Source organism: Vibrio toranzoniae (assembly GCF_024347655.1).
GTDB classification, from domain to species: Bacteria; Pseudomonadota; Gammaproteobacteria; order Enterobacterales; family Vibrionaceae; genus Vibrio; species Vibrio toranzoniae.
Window position 1 is genome coordinate 1,070,703 of the sequence record NZ_AP025515.1, and the last position, 18,392, is coordinate 1,089,094.

An 18,392-nucleotide genomic window follows, 5' to 3' on the forward strand; every position below is an offset into this window, starting at 1 on the left:
ATGATAGATATTAGTTATAAATATATTACGCTATGATCCAAGTAATTGTTATAGAAATGATTTACCAAGCTGAAAATAAATGTGTTTGCTTTTAACACGAGTACTACCCTTGTTAAATCTTATAAAACCCTATTCACGTTTAGCTAGGAAGCTTCGGTTATCTTGGTTGGAGTTGTCAGAACGGAATTTTGTCGTAAACCTATTCACTCGTAATTGTTAACAACCAGAAATTGAAGTGATGAAGATTATTATTTTTAGTGAAACGCATAACTACTGAGGATAAACACGGATGTATATCGGGGAATTAGCGGCCATAGGTGCTGCGATTGTGTGGGCCTGCGCGACATGGATTTATGGGCAATTCGGACATCGCTTTTCAGCTATGCAGCTTAATATTGTTAAGGGTATTGTGGCTTCAGGCATGATGCTGCTTGTGATGCCTTTTATCCCAATGCCTGAATTTGAACTCAGTGCCAACCATTTTTGGATATTGGCTATTTCGGGGGTTATTGGCATCGCTATTGGCGATAGTGCTTATTTCTCGGCATTGAAAAGAATCGGTGCCAATAAGACCTTGTTACTTGAGTCTTTAGCTCCTCCTCTTTCTGGCGTACTGGCGTTAATGTTCCTTGGTGCCGCGTTGACGTTACAAAGCTGGTTTGCTGTCGTAATAACGACGGTAGCGGTGACGTTTGTCGTCTTTCAACCGTCTGGGCTAGCGGGTGATGACTCTCTTTATAATGACAAAGTACAATGGAAAGGTATTGGATTTGGGCTTGTGGCGAGTGTGTGTCAGGCTTCAGGCGTAGTCATTTCTCATTACGCTCTTGTGGCGGGCGATCTTCCCCCATTGCTAGGGGCATTGATTCGCCTGACCGTCGGTGTACTTGCTGTGATGTTCATTATTCCTTTTGTTGAGAGTAAGCCTTACTCATCTATAAAAAGAGATTTATGGGAAATGACGAAGCTCGACAAACTTTGGCTATCAGGGGCGATATTTGTTGGAACGTTTTTGGCGTTGTGGCTTCAACAAGTTGCGTTGAAAAATGCTAACCCTGCTGTCGCACAAACGTTGATAGCGACTAGCCCAGTCTTTATTTTGGTGATTTATGCCTTACAAGGAGAAAGAGTCTCAAAACAGAGTGTTATTGGGACAATTGCTGCTTTAGGTGGAATCTCTCTTTTTTTCTATCAATAGTTCTTTTTCTATTCTATCAATGGTTCTATTTTCTATAAGTAGCGGTATGCTGGTCCATTGTGACCTTAGAGGGAGTGAAGGAACAGAGCGTTATTTACATAGTATGAATACTATTCTGTACATACTTGATTTCGGCCATTAGCTTTAGCTCGGTATAAAGCTTTGTCTGCTCGGTAGAAGGTGCGTTGAGTATTTTCTCCCTCGCGATGCATAGTGATACCAATACTGACGGTTAAGCCTCGCTCTCCCAATATCTCATGCCAGCCGAATTGGAAAATGCGTTCTCGATAATTTTCAGAGTGCATTTCTGCTTTTTCAAGATTGGTGTTCTCAAGAATGACCAAAAACTCTTCACCACCAAACCTGACGCATGACGCGCCTTTAAACTTAAAGTAAGAGTGTAGCTCTTGAGAAACACTGACAATCGCTTTATCACCGACTAGATGGCTAAGCTCGTCGTTAATCGATTTGAAGTGATCTATATCGACAACCATCAACGCGAAAGGTGTTTCGTGCAGCAGCATATCTTTAAGCTTTACATCTAACCATCGTCTGTTATGCAAACCTGTTAGTGGATCGGTGAATACATCTTGTTGTAGCTGAGCAACGGCATTTTTGTGTTGTTCAGTGGTTTCTTTTAGCTCTCTATTCTCTTGTTCAGAAAGTATGAGCTTTAGTTGTAATTCAAAACGTGATAGTCGGCGTAGTTGGCTGGCACCAAGCTCGCTAATAGGGATCTGTTTCATGAGATCCGTTTCAATCCGGAAGCCTTTTTTCTCGTAGTTTAACGCTTCTTGAAAACGTCTTTGATCCATACATACATCACTCAGGGAGTCGTAGAAACGTTTGGCGAGCACAGGTGATGAATATTCGTTTACACGTTTGTCTGTATTCGAAAGAATCATGCTGGCGTATTCTTGTTTGCCATTCGCGCTGAAGCAATGCGCGAGTTCTAGACGCGTCATGATAGAAAGCCAACTTGCTTGGGTGTTGTTAGCGGAATAGTGAACTTTAGATAGGCAGCGTAGTGCATCGTGATACTTTTTCTTGGCGCGGAGCACTTTTGCTTGATAAAGCAGTATCTGAGCGGTGAGTAGTTTGTCACTTACCAAAATACTCAGTTCTTCACATTCGTTCAGTAAATCATTGGCCGCAGTAATGCGGTTGAGCAACAAGAGGCTAGCCACCATATGTAGTTTGAATTTGAGTCGCAGTGAACGACTACTTATCGCATGGTCAATGCTATTTATTTTTTGGTAATAACGTAAAGCTCGGTTGTGATCACCATAGGCGTCACACAGGTTGCCCATACCTAAAATGGCCATTACGTACTCATCGATGTAGCCGTATTCAACAGCGATTGACGACGAACTTACGAACTCATTCAGTGCAGAGGTGTAATTACCAATTTCAACTAAGCGATCACTTAGGCTAGTCTTGACCGTAAGAATATCTTCTATGTCAGTGGGTAAATGCAGTAAGTCGAGAGCAAGTTTCAACTCTTCTATACTGGTTTGGTTTTGTTGCAACTCAGCACGATATTCAGAGCTGATAATATAACAGTGTGCTTGTTCTGTTTTTGTTGTTGAAACGTGCTGGCGAATATGATTCCAGAATATGATCGCCTCTTCACCAGAAACCGATGACGGGTCTAAACCAGCATCCGTGATCTTGCTTAATAGGGTTTCCATCATAATCTTACCTTTGCATCGTCTTCTTCAAGTTGTTCAAGAGTAAACGGGAACGTCAATATGTCGTTGAGACTAACGGTAGGCTTCGAACCTTTTAACCCTTTTCTGTGCCATGGGTATATATCAAGCATGGCGGTAAGGGTTTGAAAAGTTTGCTCTGCAGCCTCTCCTTTTTCGGAAAGCATAAGAGCAACACGTTCTGAACTTAACCTTGAAATGAAATCGTTTTGGTTACATAAAGTGTGAGCAATTTCGGTGCAGACATCTAAGTAATCGGTATCGATGTGCTGAAACATAATAATGCTGTGGTTTGAACGTTTGAGCTCTGTTTTAAAGAGCACCAGTTGCTCCCACCAAAAGGTTTCAGAAACGACATGAGAAAGGTGTTTTTCGGGATCATACTCGTGTTGACCACGAATACGGTTAATCAGCTTTCGAGCTCTCTGCTCTAATTGACGCTTTGAACTGCGTGCTTTATCTAAACCGACTCGGGTGGTTTGCTCTCGAAGCATATCGATAGAATACTGGCGATACTTTTTAAAAGCGATTAGCGCTACTTTAAACTCTTGGTTTTCTTCTGCAACGAGAGACTGTTGGTAACAAATTTGACTAAGTAACTCACCGTTATCGAATTCGTTTGCAGATTGTTCGGCGAGTCTGAGCAGTTCTGCCGCTTGCTCTGGCCTTTTTCTTAGGAGCTCTAATCGAGCACGGCTGATGTAGGAGTGTGCCTTCATCCATACTAGATTGTGTTTTACTGCCAGATTATGTGCTTTGGCTGTCGCGCGCTCTGCGTCATCCAAACGTTCAAGGCCAAGTAGTGCTAAGCCTCTGAAATCCCATACCTCTGCATGCCAAGTATTGTCTTTATGATCTTTTAATGCTTCTTCTGCACCGTCGAGTACCGACAGCATTTCAACATAGTTGTTGAGCAGATAGTAATCCCAAGCGAGCAGTATCCTGGCTTTACCTTCTAACCAACCAATACGGCTGTTGTTAGCGACTTTCACGGCGAGCTGGTGGGTAGAGCGGGCTAGCTTATATTCATGGGTCATCCGCCAAATATTGCCGAGGCCAATGAGACATTCAATTTGAATTTCGACTTCATCAACCAACGCGGACTGCTCTAATGCATTGATCCAGAATTGTTGGGCGGAGTAGTACTTGGCTTGCCCCCAAAATTGGAGCGCGTGTAAATGGAGTATTTCAGGGAGAAAAAGATCAGTATCTAATCGGCTTTGTCGTTTGAGGGCTTCTTTGATGTACTTTAAACCTTTCTGGTAGTCCATTAGGTTCCAGCAGCATCTGGCCATTAACATCAGTGACTGGATCGCGCCCTCTTCAAACAGAACTTGCTCTGACCTCACGAGGCATTGCTGTGCAATCTCTAAGATCACCAATGGTTCAGAGTCGACGCGAGTTTTGAGTTGTTCTAGTTCTGTTTCGAGAAGGTACTGATTTTTGTCCAAGGCTTAGATCCATAATTATCGAGCATATTGATAGCACAACCATTATAAGAGTGTGATTTAGGATAAACACTAATTATCTTTCTTAGAGCGTTAAAGGAACATCTATCTTTTACAATTATGGGGGATACATCATGTTGCTACTTTTAAATCAACGAGTTCCCGAATAAATCGCTACATGTTCTATTTCTATGAAAGCAGTTGCTTTAGGGTCAATGGTTGCTCCGCGACACCTAAACGTTGCGCTGCAGTAAGCCCTTGCTTATCTTGGTAGCACAGATTGTGCCAAGCTCTAAATATGTCGAGTAATGGAAGAATTCCCCCAGGACGAAGTTTACGTCTAGGTTCATTAATGAAGCTATCAAATAAGACTTGAAAACGCTGTTGATAGAACTTAGTTTGCTGTATTGAGGCGATGTTAAACCACTGTTTTGGCTCGGGATTACTACCAGTTAGATAGCAAATTCCTTTTTGATTATAACCTTGATTTGCGATAGCCCAACGATCACGCCACCAACTCATATGAACAATGTCGATTTTTTCAAAACTTTGACCATCTTGCCAGCCCGAATCTTCCTCTACATACATAAGGTCAATATTTTGACTCTGGATGCGCGGCAAACATACGCTTAGGGCGGCAGACCTTAGTAATGGGTCTTGTGGCATATAGATAGCGACGTGTTTATTCTCATCACACATATCAAGTACATGTAGAAAGTGAGCATAGGAGGTGTAAGGTGGTCGAACTAACGCCCCTTTCGAAGGGTAGCTAAACGTGGTGAGGTTACCCATAGGATCCTCAACGTTTCCTCTCGCAAGAATTACTTGGTATTGCTGTTCAATGCGTTCTTTCAGTTTGTCAGAGGGCTGAGGTATTTCTAGGTTAGCTTCTGAAGAGTGTTCTTTGGATACAAAGCGCGCAACATCATCATAAGGGTTATGATCAACATTCCCTGACGGTTCTTCATTTTGAGAGTAATTAACGTGTTGGCAAAGGATATAACCGGAATGGGCCTCGCCAGTCGCGATCCAAACGACGCCATTATTACTTTGCGGCTGCAAGCGCTGATAATGGGAAGCGAATTGATAGTCTTGAGCATGGTTAACCCATCGTGCATCTATCATCGCTAACTTGCGACGACAACGGCTCGCGATATGGTCAACATGATCGTAGAAAGTCTTGGGGTTGATATCAAGCTTTCTACAGATTTCACGAACGGAATAGCCCATGAACAATAAGCCCATAAGGTTTTCTTGAAACTGAAGTTTTTTATTGGATCCAGACCACTTGTCAACGAAGGTGGATTGACAGTCTTTGCATCGATATCTTTGCTTGTCGCCACTATAGCCAAAGGCATGATAAAGGTGCTTGTGGGTATGGACCGATAAGCCGAAATTATCGCAATCATCATTGCGACAAGCAGGAAGGCCATCGCTGTGAAGTTGTCGTAGGCGATGAAGTTCGCTTAACACTTCACGATTGTTAAGTAAGGGGGGGAAAGCTCCACACTCACGACAAACCATCGCTGGACGCTTAGGATTCGCATGTTGCAAAACATATCGTTTTGCATCGCTCAAGCCAAAGTTGTCACACGCCAATGTTTTACAAAAGTTGAGTTGTAATCCATCCGCATCTTTTGGCAGCTTGTCGTTGGACACAATCGCCCCCTCGGGGTTATTTAGGCAGCCAAGCGAACTTGGCTGCGTGGTATTGCGTTTCAAACTATCTATTAGCAAAAATACAGTTAGTGTTAGAAATGCATCTATTGTCTAATGATTAGATGTTGATTGCAGTCTCTAAAGCGACTTTCATCATGTCGTTGAACGATTTTTGACGCTCTTCTGAGCTTAGTTTCTCACCACGAATAATATGATCAGAAACTGTCAGAATAGTCAGTGCTTTAGCACCTAGATCCGCAGCAACACCGTAAATACCAGCCGCTTCCATATCAACACCAAGAATGCCTATTTTTTCCATTTTTTCGAAAAGGTCAGCTTCTGGTGTGTAGAAAAGGTCTGCAGAAAATACGTTACCTACTTTTACTGGAACTTCCTGCGCTCGTGCTTGATTTACCGCTTCTTCTAGAAGATCGAAATCAGCGATAGCTGCGAAGTCGTGGTTGTTGAAACGAATTCGGTTAACTTTTGAATCGGTAGATGCACCCATGCCAATAACAACGTCCATTAGTTTAACGTCGTCACGTACTGCGCCACAGCTACCAACACGAATAACATTTTTGACGCCGTACTCAGCGATAAGCTCATGTACGTAGATGCAGCATGATGGAATACCCATACCGTGACCCATTACAGAAACTTTTTTACCTTTGTAAGTGCCTGTGTAACCAAACATGTTACGAACGTCACAAACTTGCTTCACATCATCAAGGAATGTCTCTGCAATGTATTTTGCGCGAAGCGGGTCGCCTGGCATAAGTACTGTTTCTGCGAAATCACCAGCTTGCGCGTTAATATGAGGGGTTGCCATGGTCGTTCTCCAAAGTTTAAACGGTAATGATAGGAACAAGATTGAGTAAATTACCGATTCTGTTGAATTGAATTCATTTTGTTGAGGCAATATTAGCGAGTTAAAACGAGGCTCCATGAGATGTTTGTCACAAAATGGTTCTGCACTTACAGTTTTATTATTATAGATAACTAAATATGTTGAAATCGTAAAGGCAATCGATTTTGTGTGGTTAAATCGCTTGGAATCAAAAGAAGAACACGCATATTAAGAGCAAGATGGATATGCATTTACGTCAACTAATCATTGTAGAGACGTTTTATCAGCGATAATCTAAACTTTGATAAAAGACAAACCAAGGAATTGTATGTCCTATTGTGCTAACTCGACGCTTTTGATCTCTATGAAAACACAACTACGTAAGATCGCGCTGTTTGCCGTGAAAACGACTTTGCTTGTAGGAGTGACGACGGCTTCATCGTGGGTGTCAGCGGCGACTTTTGAGTTACCTTCTGCTGAAAGTCGTATCGTAGGCAGAATACAGCAACATGAAGTTGTTGAGGGTGAAACGTTAGCGATTATAGCAAAGCAGTACGATATTGGATTTCTTTCGTTGATGGCGGCAAACAAAGGAGTTGACCCTTTTCTTCCAAAGGTAGGTTATGTATTAAGTATTCCTAGCCGTTTAATTTTACCGGACACTCCAAGGGAAGGGATTGTCATTAACCTTGCAGAGCTAAGGTTGTATTATTTTGAGCCTACTAGAAATCTGGTCCATGTTTTCCCTGTCGGAATCGGGCGGGTGGGGCGTGATACTCCAGAAATGATCACCAAGATAAGCCAGAAAAGACCAAACCCGACTTGGACCCCTCCCAACTCAATTCGTAAAGAGTATCTAGAGAAGGGAATTGAGTTACCACGAGTGGTTCCCGCAGGGCCGGAAAATCCGCTTGGTGAATATGCATTAAGACTTGCATATGGTATCGGGGATTATTTGATACACGGCACGAACAAAGATTTTGGAATAGGCTTGCGAGTCAGTTCTGGGTGTATCCGTATGGAACCTAAAGATATTGAATGGCTCTTTGAGCAGGTCAGCCGTGGTGAGCAAGTCACAATAATTGATGAGCCGATTAAAGTATCACTCGAACCAGACAGAAGTGTGTTCGTTGAAGCGCACGAACCATTGACGAGAAGTGACGGTTCTAAGAAATCTCTACAAATTCCGGTTGAATTGAAATGGTGGCTTGAAGATGCAGAGCTGCCTAACTCAAAAGCGAAAGCGGTTATCTTTGCTCAAAATGGTGTGCCTGTTGAGATAGCACCACCTGTGATTGAGTTTTAATTCGATGACTCCTGTGGAAAGCGATACGGCGTTCCTCTCTCCTTAATCTTCATTTTTTATTTCAAATAAAAGCACCACTTCCGTTAAGAGGTGGTGCTATCTAATTACTGCTTTTTACTTCTACGACTTATTTGATTTAAAGCTCAATAGCGCTTGTATCTCAACTACTTCGTGTAAGACTCTGCAATGTTGTCGATACGGTCGTTAGCACGATCCGCTTCTTCTTTTGCTGCCATAGCGGCTGCTTCTGCTTGTTGAGCTTTCATTTCGGCTGCAGCTTTGTCATTTTTAAGTGATTCAACTTCGTTGCTTAGTTCAGCAACTTGATTCGTTAATAGATCCATTTCTGACATTGCAGCTTCTTCTGGCTCAGAAGAACAACCAGCTAGAATGAAAACTGAGGCTGCAGCTGCGATTAATGTCTTATTCATAAGAACTCCTTGCTTATTTATCATCAAAAGATGCGCTATACATTTTTTATCATATAGTCGCTTCATTAATGATTGTAGCGACTAATTTTTTAAGCGCAAAATCAATAACTAAAGAAATTGTTAAATTTTTGAGGTAATTAGCTAGCTATCACAGTCTGTTTCATTTTTGAGATGGCGATATTGGAATCGATTTTTGTCTCATTTAGTAGAGCTATCCCTTTGTTAGCAATGCATACAATGCACCAGTGAACTCATAGATAACGGGATAAATTTACTGTGATCTCTATCCTTAGAAAGTACTTTCGCGGTATCATGTCACGTTAAAATAATTTTATTCAATACCATCATGACTGGAGAGTCCTTTGCACTTTAAAGATTTAGGCTTAGATAATCGCTTACTGAAGAACTTAAAACATTACGACTTTAAGAAAGCGACAGAGATCCAATCGAAAGCGATCCCTGTTGTTATTGCCGGTAAGGATCTATTGGCTTCATCAAAAACGGGATCAGGTAAAACATTGGCGTTTGTGTTGCCAATGATACACAAAGCATTAAAAACCAAAGCGTTTTCTGCTCGTGATCCTCGTGGTGTAATTTTGGCTCCTACTCGTGAATTAGCGAAGCAAGTCTACGGCGAATTACGCAGCATGCTTGGTGGCCTATCTTATGAAGCGGCACTGATCTTAGGTGGTGAAAACTTTAACGACCAAGTTAAAGCATTGCGTAAATACCCTCGCTTTATCGTGGCGACTCCAGGCCGTCTTGCTGATCACCTAGAACATCGTTCATTGTTTCTCGATGGCGTTGAAACGTTAATCCTTGATGAAGCCGACCGTATGCTTGATCTCGGCTTCGCACCAGAGCTGCGTCGTATTGCCAATGCCGCTAAACATCGTCGTCGTCAGACACTAATGTTCTCTGCAACGTTAGATCACGCCGAAGTAAATGGCATTGCGAATGAAATGCTAGACGCACCTAAGCGAATCTCTGTCGGTGTTTCTAACGAGCAGCACCTTGATATTACTCAGAAGTTTTACCTGTGTGATCACCTCGACCACAAAGAAGCTATTTTAGATCGTGTATTAGAAGAAGCTGAATATCGTCAGGTGATGATCTTTACAGCAACTCGTGCAGATACTGATCGTTTAACAGAAAGATTGAACGAGAAGAAGCTTAAAGCGGTGGCCCTGAGTGGCAATCTAAACCAAACGCAACGAAATGCCATCATGAGCCAGTTCGAGCGTGCGGTTTATAAGATCTTAGTAACAACAGACGTTGCTTCACGTGGTATTGATATTCCAAATGTAAGCCACGTTATCAACTTTGATATGCCTAAGCATACGGAAGAGTATGTTCACCGTGTTGGTCGTACTGGCCGTGCAGGCAATAAAGGTGATGCGATTTCTTTGGTTGGCCCAAAAGACTGGGATAGTTTTAAGCGTGTTGAACTATATTTGCAACAAGACCTGACTTTCTCTGTACTAGAAGGTCTAAAAGGCAAATTCAAAGGCATTAAACCACGTAAACCTGCTTTTGCTAAAGGTGCTCCAGCGAAGAAGAAAACGAACACTCAAGCTAAGAAAACACCTAAGAAACCGGTTAAGCGCGATAAGAGCTTCCACAAGAACGTGGCTGTGGGCGATACTGTTTTTATCCCTAAGAAGAAAGTCGCACCAAAAGTGGACGACGAGTAACCAATCAGTGTGAGATAAACTGACGTAAATAAAAACCGCCGAGAATGGCGGTTTTTTTGTATCTGAAGCTTATTTGTATCGACTTTTGCTATTGAAGGCGCCACCAATTGAAAAAGTGAACTAAAACAGGGGAACCTTTCATTTACGTTTGACGGTCATTTCAATGATTAGAAATCGAACGTCGAGAATGAATACGCCAAGATATGATCTGCGATGTATTTGTGCGTTGCTGTCGTTGGGTGTGTAACTCCCCAAAATACATAACTGTCAGAACCATATGTAGCACAATCGTTTGTTAGGTTATGGCTTTGCAAATAGTCGGTTGATGAGCTTCTGCTAATATCCAGGCAAGCGTCACTCGCATTTCGAAATCCATGCTGCTCTGGGTTATCGGTAATACTTGCGAAGAGTGCATTTGCGTCAAACAGTACCACGTTTTTTCCCATGCTTTGGTAATACTCGGCTTGGGTTTTGATAAATTTATTGAACTCCAAAATCTTGCCACGAACTTTGATAATTTCTTGCTCTGTCGAGTATTTGAATTGCGGAGCCTCTGTGGCATCTGGCAATGTGAACAGCAAGATATTGTTTGCACCAGATTCTGTTAAGCGGATCAAAGCGCTGCTGAAATCGGCTTTGACATCAGCGACTTCTCGGTTGTAATTCATGAAATCATTGAGGCCAAATTCTAGAGTAAACAGTGAATTCTCCGGACGATAGTTTTTAGCTAATTTCATATAGGTTAAGTACGACGTTACCTGGTCATAAACGCCAGTCAGCGCAACGTATTGATTAGTCCCGGCCGCTCCACCGACAGCCCAATTATACAACGGGACATCTTTGGCTTTTGCTAAATACTCAGTCCAGACGAGCCCGTTTGAAAAATGGCCTAAAAACCATGAATTCGCATTGGGGAAAATCCATTGAGAGCCATTAAATAGGTTCCCTGTATCTGAAAGGCTATCACCAAAAGTGACAATGCGATTAATGGTATTGGATTGGACAGCGTTATCGTTGGTCCAGATGGAGTGGTTGTAAGAGAAGCGATTGTCTGCCGCAAAGTAGGTGATATCTGCGACATCATGTTGGATGTCGAGAGTTTGTTCACAACGCTCTTTGATTTCGGATTGAGGTACATCGCTGTAGAACATGTTTTTGAAGGAAACAGAAGACCACCAATATCCGTTAATCGTGTAATCATCGCCATTTTCTTTTTTTGCCCATTGCCAATCTGTACTTGGAGAGTCGTGCGATGCATCGGTTCGGTACCAACATCGAACATACGAATAGGTTTCTGAACCCTGTGTGCTGAGAACCTGCGCGGATGTGATGGATTGCGGTGTTGGCACCGAATCTTCAGTTGCATAAGCACCAAAAGGTATAGTTAACGCGAGTATTAAAGCGGTATTTTTCATCACTGGATCTCTTGTTGTATTTAGGTAAGCCAAACAAAGACGTTGTTGCTTGTTTATAATTGAACATCTGTGTAACTAGTACGACCTATACCTAAAATCAATAACTTACGTCAATGCATTCGGGCTTGTTTCGATTCATAACTGGCATAAACATCAAATTTTCAACGAGTTTTCAGTTGTGCAATCACCAAGGTAAGAGACGGAATGTGCTAATTTATCTTTTGTCTTACGAGTAACAATTATCGATGTTAATTGCAGCTGTTTAATTTAAGTTAGAAATCACAAATATCGATCCCTTATTTTTTATTTTACAAAATTATAACCTACGGTTCTTTTACTCATCAGAGGTCTAATCTGTTTAAGGAAAGAACATTGAAAAAGATATTCATTTGGGCAATTACCTACCTATTTTGCTTTAGTGCCTATGCTGGTACGAGTGCTTCGGCATTGGAAGCAAGCGGTTACACTGAAACGAAATATCCTATTGTGTTAGTACATGGGTTATTTGGTTTCGATACCTTGGCTGGTGTTGATTACTTTTATGGCATACCAGAATCTCTAGCGAAAGATGGCGCGAGCGTATACGTCGCTCAGGTATCGGCGACCAACAGCTCTGAAGTTCGAGGAGAGCAGTTACTTGCTCAAGTTGAAACGCTTATAGCAGCGACGGGGGCGAGTAAGGTTAATTTGATAGGGCATAGTCATGGAGGACCGACAGCCCGTTATGTGGCGTCGGTTCGCCCTGCTCTCGTCTCGTCTGTTACGAGTATCGGTGGTGTCCATAAAGGCTCAAAAGTGGCCGACCTAGTACGTGGAACTGTCGCAGAAGGCTCACCAACAGAAGATATTGCCGTTAAGCTAGCTGGTGGGTTAACGACACTTATTAACTTGTTGTCTGGTGGTTCAGACCTGGACCAAGACGGGCTTGCTTCCCTAGAAGCCCTGACGACAGAGGGCTCATTGGCGTTTAATCAGTTTTACCCTGAGGGGGTTCCTACCTCTGAATGTGGTGATGGTGAGTGGCAGGCGAGTAATGGCGTTTATTACTATTCGTGGACAGGATCTTCCAATTTTACCAACCTTCTTGATCCTACCGATGGCGCTATGACAATTCTTGGTTTAGCGTTCAATGAACCTAATGATGGGTTAGTCGGCACTTGCAGCGCGCATTTAGGCAAAGTGATAGGGGATGACTACAAAATGAATCACCTCGATGAGATCAATGGAATGCTGGGTATTCACCACCTCTTTGAAACCGATCCGGTGACTTTATATCGTCAACACGCTAATCGATTGAAGTTAAGTGGCCTGTAGTTCGCAGTGTCATTGATTAAGATAACAAGGAAACCATGATGACAAAGACCGCCATTTTTTCGATAACTACGATAGCCCTGATGAGTATAGCGGCGGTCTTTTTATATGTAACCTTTTCGCCCGAACAAACAGACAATCTAAATTCAAACAACAAACAACAGAACGCCTCCTCATTGAAGGTTACCTCTCAACAAGATACCGAAATTGATAATGCATCAGCCAAAGACATGATGGAATATTTCGTATCAGGTAATACACAGTTAACCCTTGAAGATATTCGGGCTAACGTCGAGAAACACTACGCGCAATCACAAGTTGCAGTTGTTGATGAAGCACTATTTTCAAAATATATAGCGTATAAGTCGGCACTGGCTTCACTGGATGTGGGGGTTAACATTGTCTCAATTTCCGTTGAGGATTTACGTCTGCTTAATCAAGCGCTGCTCGACCTTCAAGCTCAGTTTTTTAATGAGGGCGAGATAAGTATCCTGTTTACGCATGATAATCGAATGAGGGAGATCGCTCTTGAAAAGTTGTTACTTAAACAAGAGGGGTTGCAAGGGGAGGAGTACCAGCAGCGGCTTGAGTTATATATGTTAGATCAGCCTGATTATGTGCAGTCGAGTTTTACAAACCAGAGATTACTGCAACAGCTATCAAATTCCGAGGACATGGATCAGCAGGACAAATATTTGCTGAGAAATGAACTCGTGGGTGAAAAGGCTGCTCTGCGGCTTGAAGCACTTGATAAGCAAAGAGCGGACTTTGAAGGAACCCTAGAAATATATCTTACAGAACGAAATGAGATTTTGGATGATTCAGTACTCTCGGCACTTGAACAACAAGAGAGGATTACTCAACTCAGGAATACACATTTTCTGCCACAGGAGTTTAGAAGAGTAGAAGCGATTGAAAGAATCAGAGCAGCAGAGCTTAGCCAGTAACATTTTCCCAGAATCAAATAGTCACTATTTTTCCTAAATGTTAGCTAATTAATTGATTATAAAAGGAGTAAGCTCCCAACCACGTAGACTCATCACCCCTCCAATATTTCAGTTCATTGCAAGCCCAACCGATCGTTAATTGACATATTACCTGTGACCCCTGTCACATAAGCATGCAAATGATAATTGATCTCATTATCGTTTGAGTGCAGTACACGCGAAATTTATTAAATTAGCGTGTGGATTTGTTGTATTTATGAAAGCGTTTGTGTTGTTAGTTTTTGTTCTCGCACTCTCGGGAACGGTTAGCGCTTCTGATGAGTTCTCTTGGCTTAAGGATGATTCACGTAGCGCTAGCAAAGTCCTCGATTATCTCTATAAGCAAAATGATAGGACTCATCTGTATCAAAAAAAAATTCGATCTCTGAGTGAATCTCTACAACAAGATTGGCAAGACAAGCGTCCGGTACGTGCCGATAAACCATGGCAGGAAATCAGTGGGTATGAGTATGCGATCCTAAACCGGAATGGTAAAAGAACCTTACTATCTCGATTAGTTGGGAGTGAAGATTCAACCGAGTTGCTTAACATTGACGCTCGAGCTGCTGATCTCGACTATTACCAGCTCGGTGCTTGGGCATTAGACCCAACCAGAACAAAGCTTGCAATAGCAGAGGATGTAAGCGGTGCAGAACAGTACCGAGTGAGTGTTGTCGATCTTAAAACTCATCAAGTGACACCCATTGCTCAACATGTAGACCGCTCACTGGCGTGGTCGAAAGGCGGTCAGTTTCTGTATTTGATTGAACTTGATAAGCAAACGTCTAGACCTTTTGCGTTAACGAAATACTCCTTAAACAAGTCAAAGCCAATTCGCCTAATTGAAGAGGCAAACTCCGCATGGTTGCTTTCGTATTACCTTTCCAGTGATAAGCAATTTGCTGTGGTTCAGGCAAACAGTGAAAACTCCAGCGAGCAACGTCTACTAAACCTTGATACAGGCGAGCTCTCCAAACCGCTTTTGTCACGTAAAACTGGGGTGGAGTACTACGTTGATGTTGTTGGTTCTACTTTGTTCGCGAATAGCAACCATGTTCGCCATGGTTTTGCTTTTTACTCCGTGCCACTCAACCTAGCTTCGAATACTCATCATTGGCAAGTTATCTTTGAACCGAATGACGGGGCTAGAATCAGTAACTTTTACTTGTTTGAGTCTGGTGTCGTGATTATTAGTCAAAGTGGAGCAATTCAGTCTTTACACTTTTTCGATACGGATAACCGCCATCGAGCAAGTCAGCTGCTAGCAAAGCCGGGTCAAGTTGCTTGGGTAAGCCAAGTGGGTGACTATCAAAGTAATAAATTGCACATTCGTAGTATGTCGTTGATTCAGCCAGCAAAGTGGGACCGGTTGAACACTGGCACTCTAAAACGACAAGTCTTCTCTCAGGATCATTACCCAGAATATCAAAAATCTAAATATCACACAGAGCAAATTATGGTGGACTCTGATGGGGTAATGATCCCGGTCACTTTGGCTTATCGTAAAGATAAACTTACCGATACCACGCCTGTGTTTTTGTACGGGTACGGGGCTTATGGCGTGACGATGAAGCCTTATTTCATGCCACAAATTACGAGCTTACTTGATGAAGGTGTTATTTATGCGATTGCACATGTTCGTGGAGGCGGATTTTATGATGAGTCTTGGTATCAAGCAGGGAAAGGAATAAACAAAAAGAATGCCATTTCGGATTTCGTTGCCACTGCGCGAGATTTGAAAATGTATCACCAAGGTCAGCGATCTATTTACGCGATGGGGGGAAGTGCTGGAGGCACTCTGGTTGCTGCAGCATTGAATGAGGCTTCTGACTTGTTTGATGGTGCGGTCCTGAAAGTGCCATTTGTTGATGTTGTGAATAGCATGTCTGACTCGTCGTTACCTTTAACTGCTCAGCAGTACGGTGAGTGGGGAAATCCACACATTACTGACGAATTGAACGTGATGCAGCAATACGATCCTTATTTAAACCTGCGTGAACAAAATTACCCACCGATATTGATTCAGGTTGGCCTTAACGACCGCCGCGTTCCCTATTGGGAAGGGGCTAAATATTACGCAAAATTAAGCGAGCTAACGACTGGAAGCGGGCCTTATCTATTGTCGACAAACTTTACTCAAGGACATTCGACAGACAGAAGACGCTCCTTAGTACAACAAGCGTTTGAATACGCATTCCTTTTATCACTTACCCTGAAAGACATTAAAGCGGAGCAGTAAATGAAGCTTTCCCCCCTATCAGCGGCAGTACTGAGCGTACTTGCTGTCAACGTCGTGCACGCCGAATCTGAGGTATACCACTTTGAAGAAGTGCTCGTAACGGCGAAAAAAATAGAGCAACCGTTATCTGAAGTCGCAGGTTCAGTAGCCGTGATCACGGGTGAAGATCTAGAGAAAAAAGGCGCAACAGAGCTTTATGATGCAATAAAGAATGAACCTGGAGTCAGTGTTTCTGGGGGAGCTGGTCGACCTCAAAACATTACGATTCGCGGTATGACAGGCAACCGGATTTTGATTGTGAAAGACGGAATAAAGTCTGCTGATGGCTTTGGGGCAAATGACATCAACGACAAAATAGGGCGTAACTCGTTTGATATGTCTAACTTGGAAAGTATTGAGGTTATAAAAGGGGCGAGTTCATCCGTCTACGGTTCAGGCGCTATCGGTGGCGTCGTGGTGGTTAGGACGAAAAAGCCGGGAGAATACCTCGACGACAAAGATTTCTATAGCGACGTCTCTGCAACCTATACCGGTATCAGTAATAAATACAAAGGCGCGACAAACCTTGCCTTCCGTTCGGGGAAATTCGAAAGCTTGGTCAATCTTTCTTATTGGGAAGGTGAAGAAACCCGTAATTTTGATGAAGACCTATATAACCGAAGTATCGATGGCGTCGGTGGTGGCTACACCCTGAATTACTGGTCAAGTGATGCCTTGATGCTCAAAGGCAATGTTGAGTACTACAAAGATAATCTAAGTCGAAAAGAAGGACCCTCTAAGATCCAAAAAGACGGAGAATGGGACACTGAAGATTTTGATCAACAGTCTTATACCGAGACGTTTTCTGCGTATGCGGGGTTTGAGTACCTACCTGCCAATACTTGGTTTGAGGAATTAGATGCCAAGATCTATTGGCGCGATATGACTAATGAAGATACCACCAATCGTTTGATGTCTCGAACCAACAACAACGTTTCTGAGTTACGTAGAACGATTGATTTTCGTGGTTTTTCGGATCAACTTCTGGGTGCAAACGCTGATTTTATTAGCGCATTTCAACATCACGATATGAGTCATACGCTGTCTTATGGGGTGAATATGGAGTCGAACCTTCATGAGCGCCCTAGCCAATCTTCTGTTTTAGACTGGAATGGAGTGTCACTTAACGCGGATGTGCCTTTTGCTCCAGCTCGTTCGTACAATTTTGCTGCTTTTATCCGTGATGCGATTGAGATTGATGATTGGACTGTGACAGCAGGTGCCCGTTTTGATTTACACCAGTTGAACCCTGAATCACAGAACTCGATTAATGGCTATGAAGTGAAGGAGCAAAATTCGAGTGAGTTTTCTCCTAGCTTATCGGTTGGCTATCAGCTAACGGAATCATTAAATACCTACCTTTCGTACGACCACGGGTTTAGATCACCAGGCTATGACAAAATTTATGGTTATCAGAATCATGATTTTGTCCCAATTACCCCATTTGTCATTGTGCCAAATATGGATTTAGAGGCCGAAACCAGTGATTCATTTGAATTAGGCAGTAAGTTTGACAATGGACAGACGCAATTATACGCCGCCGTTTTTTATCAGAAGTTCGATAATTTTATCGACGTGAAGCAGGTTACATTTGTCCCTGACTCAAATACGGGTAACTACTACAAGCAATACCAAAATGTAAATGGAGTCGAGACATATGGCATTGAGGCTTCTATCTCGCACCGCTTAAGCGAGTTTTGGAGTGTGGGGACCAAAGCCGGTTATGTTGATGGGGAAGATGAGGATGGCGAAAAAGTTCGCACACTAACGCCTTGGGAAGGCAATGCCAGCGTTACTTATGATGACAACGCATTATCAGCGTATGCACAAGTTAATTGGGCACAAGCGATGGATGACGCACCTCAATGTGAAGATGATTTAGGTATCGTTACTGATTGTGCGACCACCTCTGGCTGGGCAAGTGTCGATCTGGGGGTAAGTTACTCTTGGAACTCTGGCTTGGATATCAGCGCCAATGTGATGAACTTATTCGACAAAGAATATATTCGTTACCAAGACGTTGCGGGTATTGCGAACAGCAATAAAACCTACTCCACAGAACCTGGTCGTTACTTCACCGTCAACGCCAAGTACGCATTTTAAGGAGGAT

At 42.8% G+C, this 18,392-nt stretch carries 13 protein-coding genes; 7 read left to right on the top strand and 6 right to left on the bottom strand.

What is annotated here, in order from left to right:
• Window positions 1-289: 289 nt before the first annotated feature.
• Entirely contained in the window at window positions 290-1,198 is a 909-nt protein-coding gene (locus OCU50_RS19135; protein ID WP_060469272.1) for a DMT family transporter, read from the top strand.
• A 110-nt stretch (window positions 1,199-1,308) separates the two neighbouring features.
• On the opposite strand, the gene OCU50_RS19140 is transcribed toward OCU50_RS19135, so the two are convergent.
• The 4 genes from OCU50_RS19140 to deoD all read right to left on the bottom strand — a co-directional run bounded on the left by OCU50_RS19140 (window position 1,309) and on the right by deoD (window position 6,843).
• On the bottom strand, window positions 1,309-2,889 hold the full coding sequence (locus tag OCU50_RS19140) for a GGDEF domain-containing protein (protein ID WP_060469415.1): 1,581 nt from the start codon (window positions 2,887-2,889) through the stop codon (window positions 1,309-1,311).
• Complete coding sequence (locus OCU50_RS19145) at window positions 2,889-4,358, bottom strand: hypothetical protein (RefSeq protein ID WP_060469273.1); 1,470 nt, start codon at window positions 4,356-4,358, stop codon at window positions 2,889-2,891. The genes OCU50_RS19140 and OCU50_RS19145 overlap by 1 nt, the downstream gene beginning before the upstream one ends.
• A gap of 186 nt (window positions 4,359-4,544) precedes the next feature.
• Window positions 4,545-6,014 carry a hypothetical protein gene (locus OCU50_RS19150; protein WP_060469274.1) on the bottom strand — a complete coding sequence of 490 codons (1,470 nt, stop codon included), beginning with the start codon at window positions 6,012-6,014 and terminating at the stop codon, window positions 4,545-4,547.
• 118 nt (window positions 6,015-6,132) lie between these two features.
• Window positions 6,133-6,843, bottom strand: coding sequence for a purine-nucleoside phosphorylase (gene deoD, locus OCU50_RS19155; RefSeq protein ID WP_060469275.1), 711 nt, complete (start codon window positions 6,841-6,843; stop codon window positions 6,133-6,135).
• Window positions 6,844-7,189: 346 nt separating this feature from the next.
• On the opposite strand from deoD, the gene OCU50_RS19160 reads away from it, so the two are divergent.
• Window positions 7,190-8,167 (top strand): L,D-transpeptidase family protein, encoded by a 978-nt coding sequence (locus tag OCU50_RS19160; protein WP_060469276.1) that lies wholly within the window; start codon window positions 7,190-7,192, stop codon window positions 8,165-8,167.
• Window positions 8,168-8,331: 164 nt separating this feature from the next.
• Here OCU50_RS19160 and OCU50_RS19165 read toward each other — a convergent pair whose 3' ends face one another.
• On the bottom strand, window positions 8,332-8,598 hold the full coding sequence (locus OCU50_RS19165; protein ID WP_060469277.1) for an Lpp/OprI family alanine-zipper lipoprotein: 267 nt from the start codon (window positions 8,596-8,598) through the stop codon (window positions 8,332-8,334).
• A 362-nt stretch (window positions 8,599-8,960) separates the two neighbouring features.
• Here OCU50_RS19165 and OCU50_RS19170 point away from each other — a divergent pair, with 362 nt between their 5' ends.
• Window positions 8,961-10,292: a DEAD/DEAH box helicase gene (locus OCU50_RS19170; protein WP_060469278.1), complete on the top strand. Its 1,332-nt coding sequence runs from the start codon at window positions 8,961-8,963 to the stop codon at window positions 10,290-10,292.
• Between the two features lie 167 nt (window positions 10,293-10,459).
• On the opposite strand, the gene OCU50_RS19175 is transcribed toward OCU50_RS19170, so the two are convergent.
• Window positions 10,460-11,707, bottom strand: coding sequence for an SGNH/GDSL hydrolase family protein (locus OCU50_RS19175; protein ID WP_060469279.1), 1,248 nt, complete (start codon window positions 11,705-11,707; stop codon window positions 10,460-10,462).
• Window positions 11,708-12,079: 372 nt separating this feature from the next.
• Here OCU50_RS19175 and OCU50_RS19180 point away from each other — a divergent pair, with 372 nt between their 5' ends.
• From OCU50_RS19180 to OCU50_RS19195, 4 genes are all read left to right on the top strand, one after another.
• Window positions 12,080-13,021: a lipase family alpha/beta hydrolase gene (locus OCU50_RS19180; protein WP_060469280.1), complete on the top strand. Its 942-nt coding sequence runs from the start codon at window positions 12,080-12,082 to the stop codon at window positions 13,019-13,021.
• A gap of 38 nt (window positions 13,022-13,059) precedes the next feature.
• Window positions 13,060-13,965 (top strand): lipase secretion chaperone, encoded by a 906-nt coding sequence (locus OCU50_RS19185; RefSeq protein ID WP_060469281.1) that lies wholly within the window; start codon window positions 13,060-13,062, stop codon window positions 13,963-13,965.
• 256 nt (window positions 13,966-14,221) lie between these two features.
• Window positions 14,222-16,243, top strand: a complete 2,022-nt coding sequence (locus OCU50_RS19190) for a prolyl oligopeptidase family serine peptidase (RefSeq protein ID WP_060469282.1) — start codon at window positions 14,222-14,224, stop codon at window positions 16,241-16,243.
• The gene (locus tag OCU50_RS19195) at window positions 16,244-18,385 is read left to right on the top strand and encodes a TonB-dependent hemoglobin/transferrin/lactoferrin family receptor (RefSeq protein WP_060469283.1); all 2,142 of its coding nucleotides are present in this window, start codon (window positions 16,244-16,246) and stop codon (window positions 18,383-18,385) included.
• Window positions 18,386-18,392 lie beyond the last annotated feature (7 nt).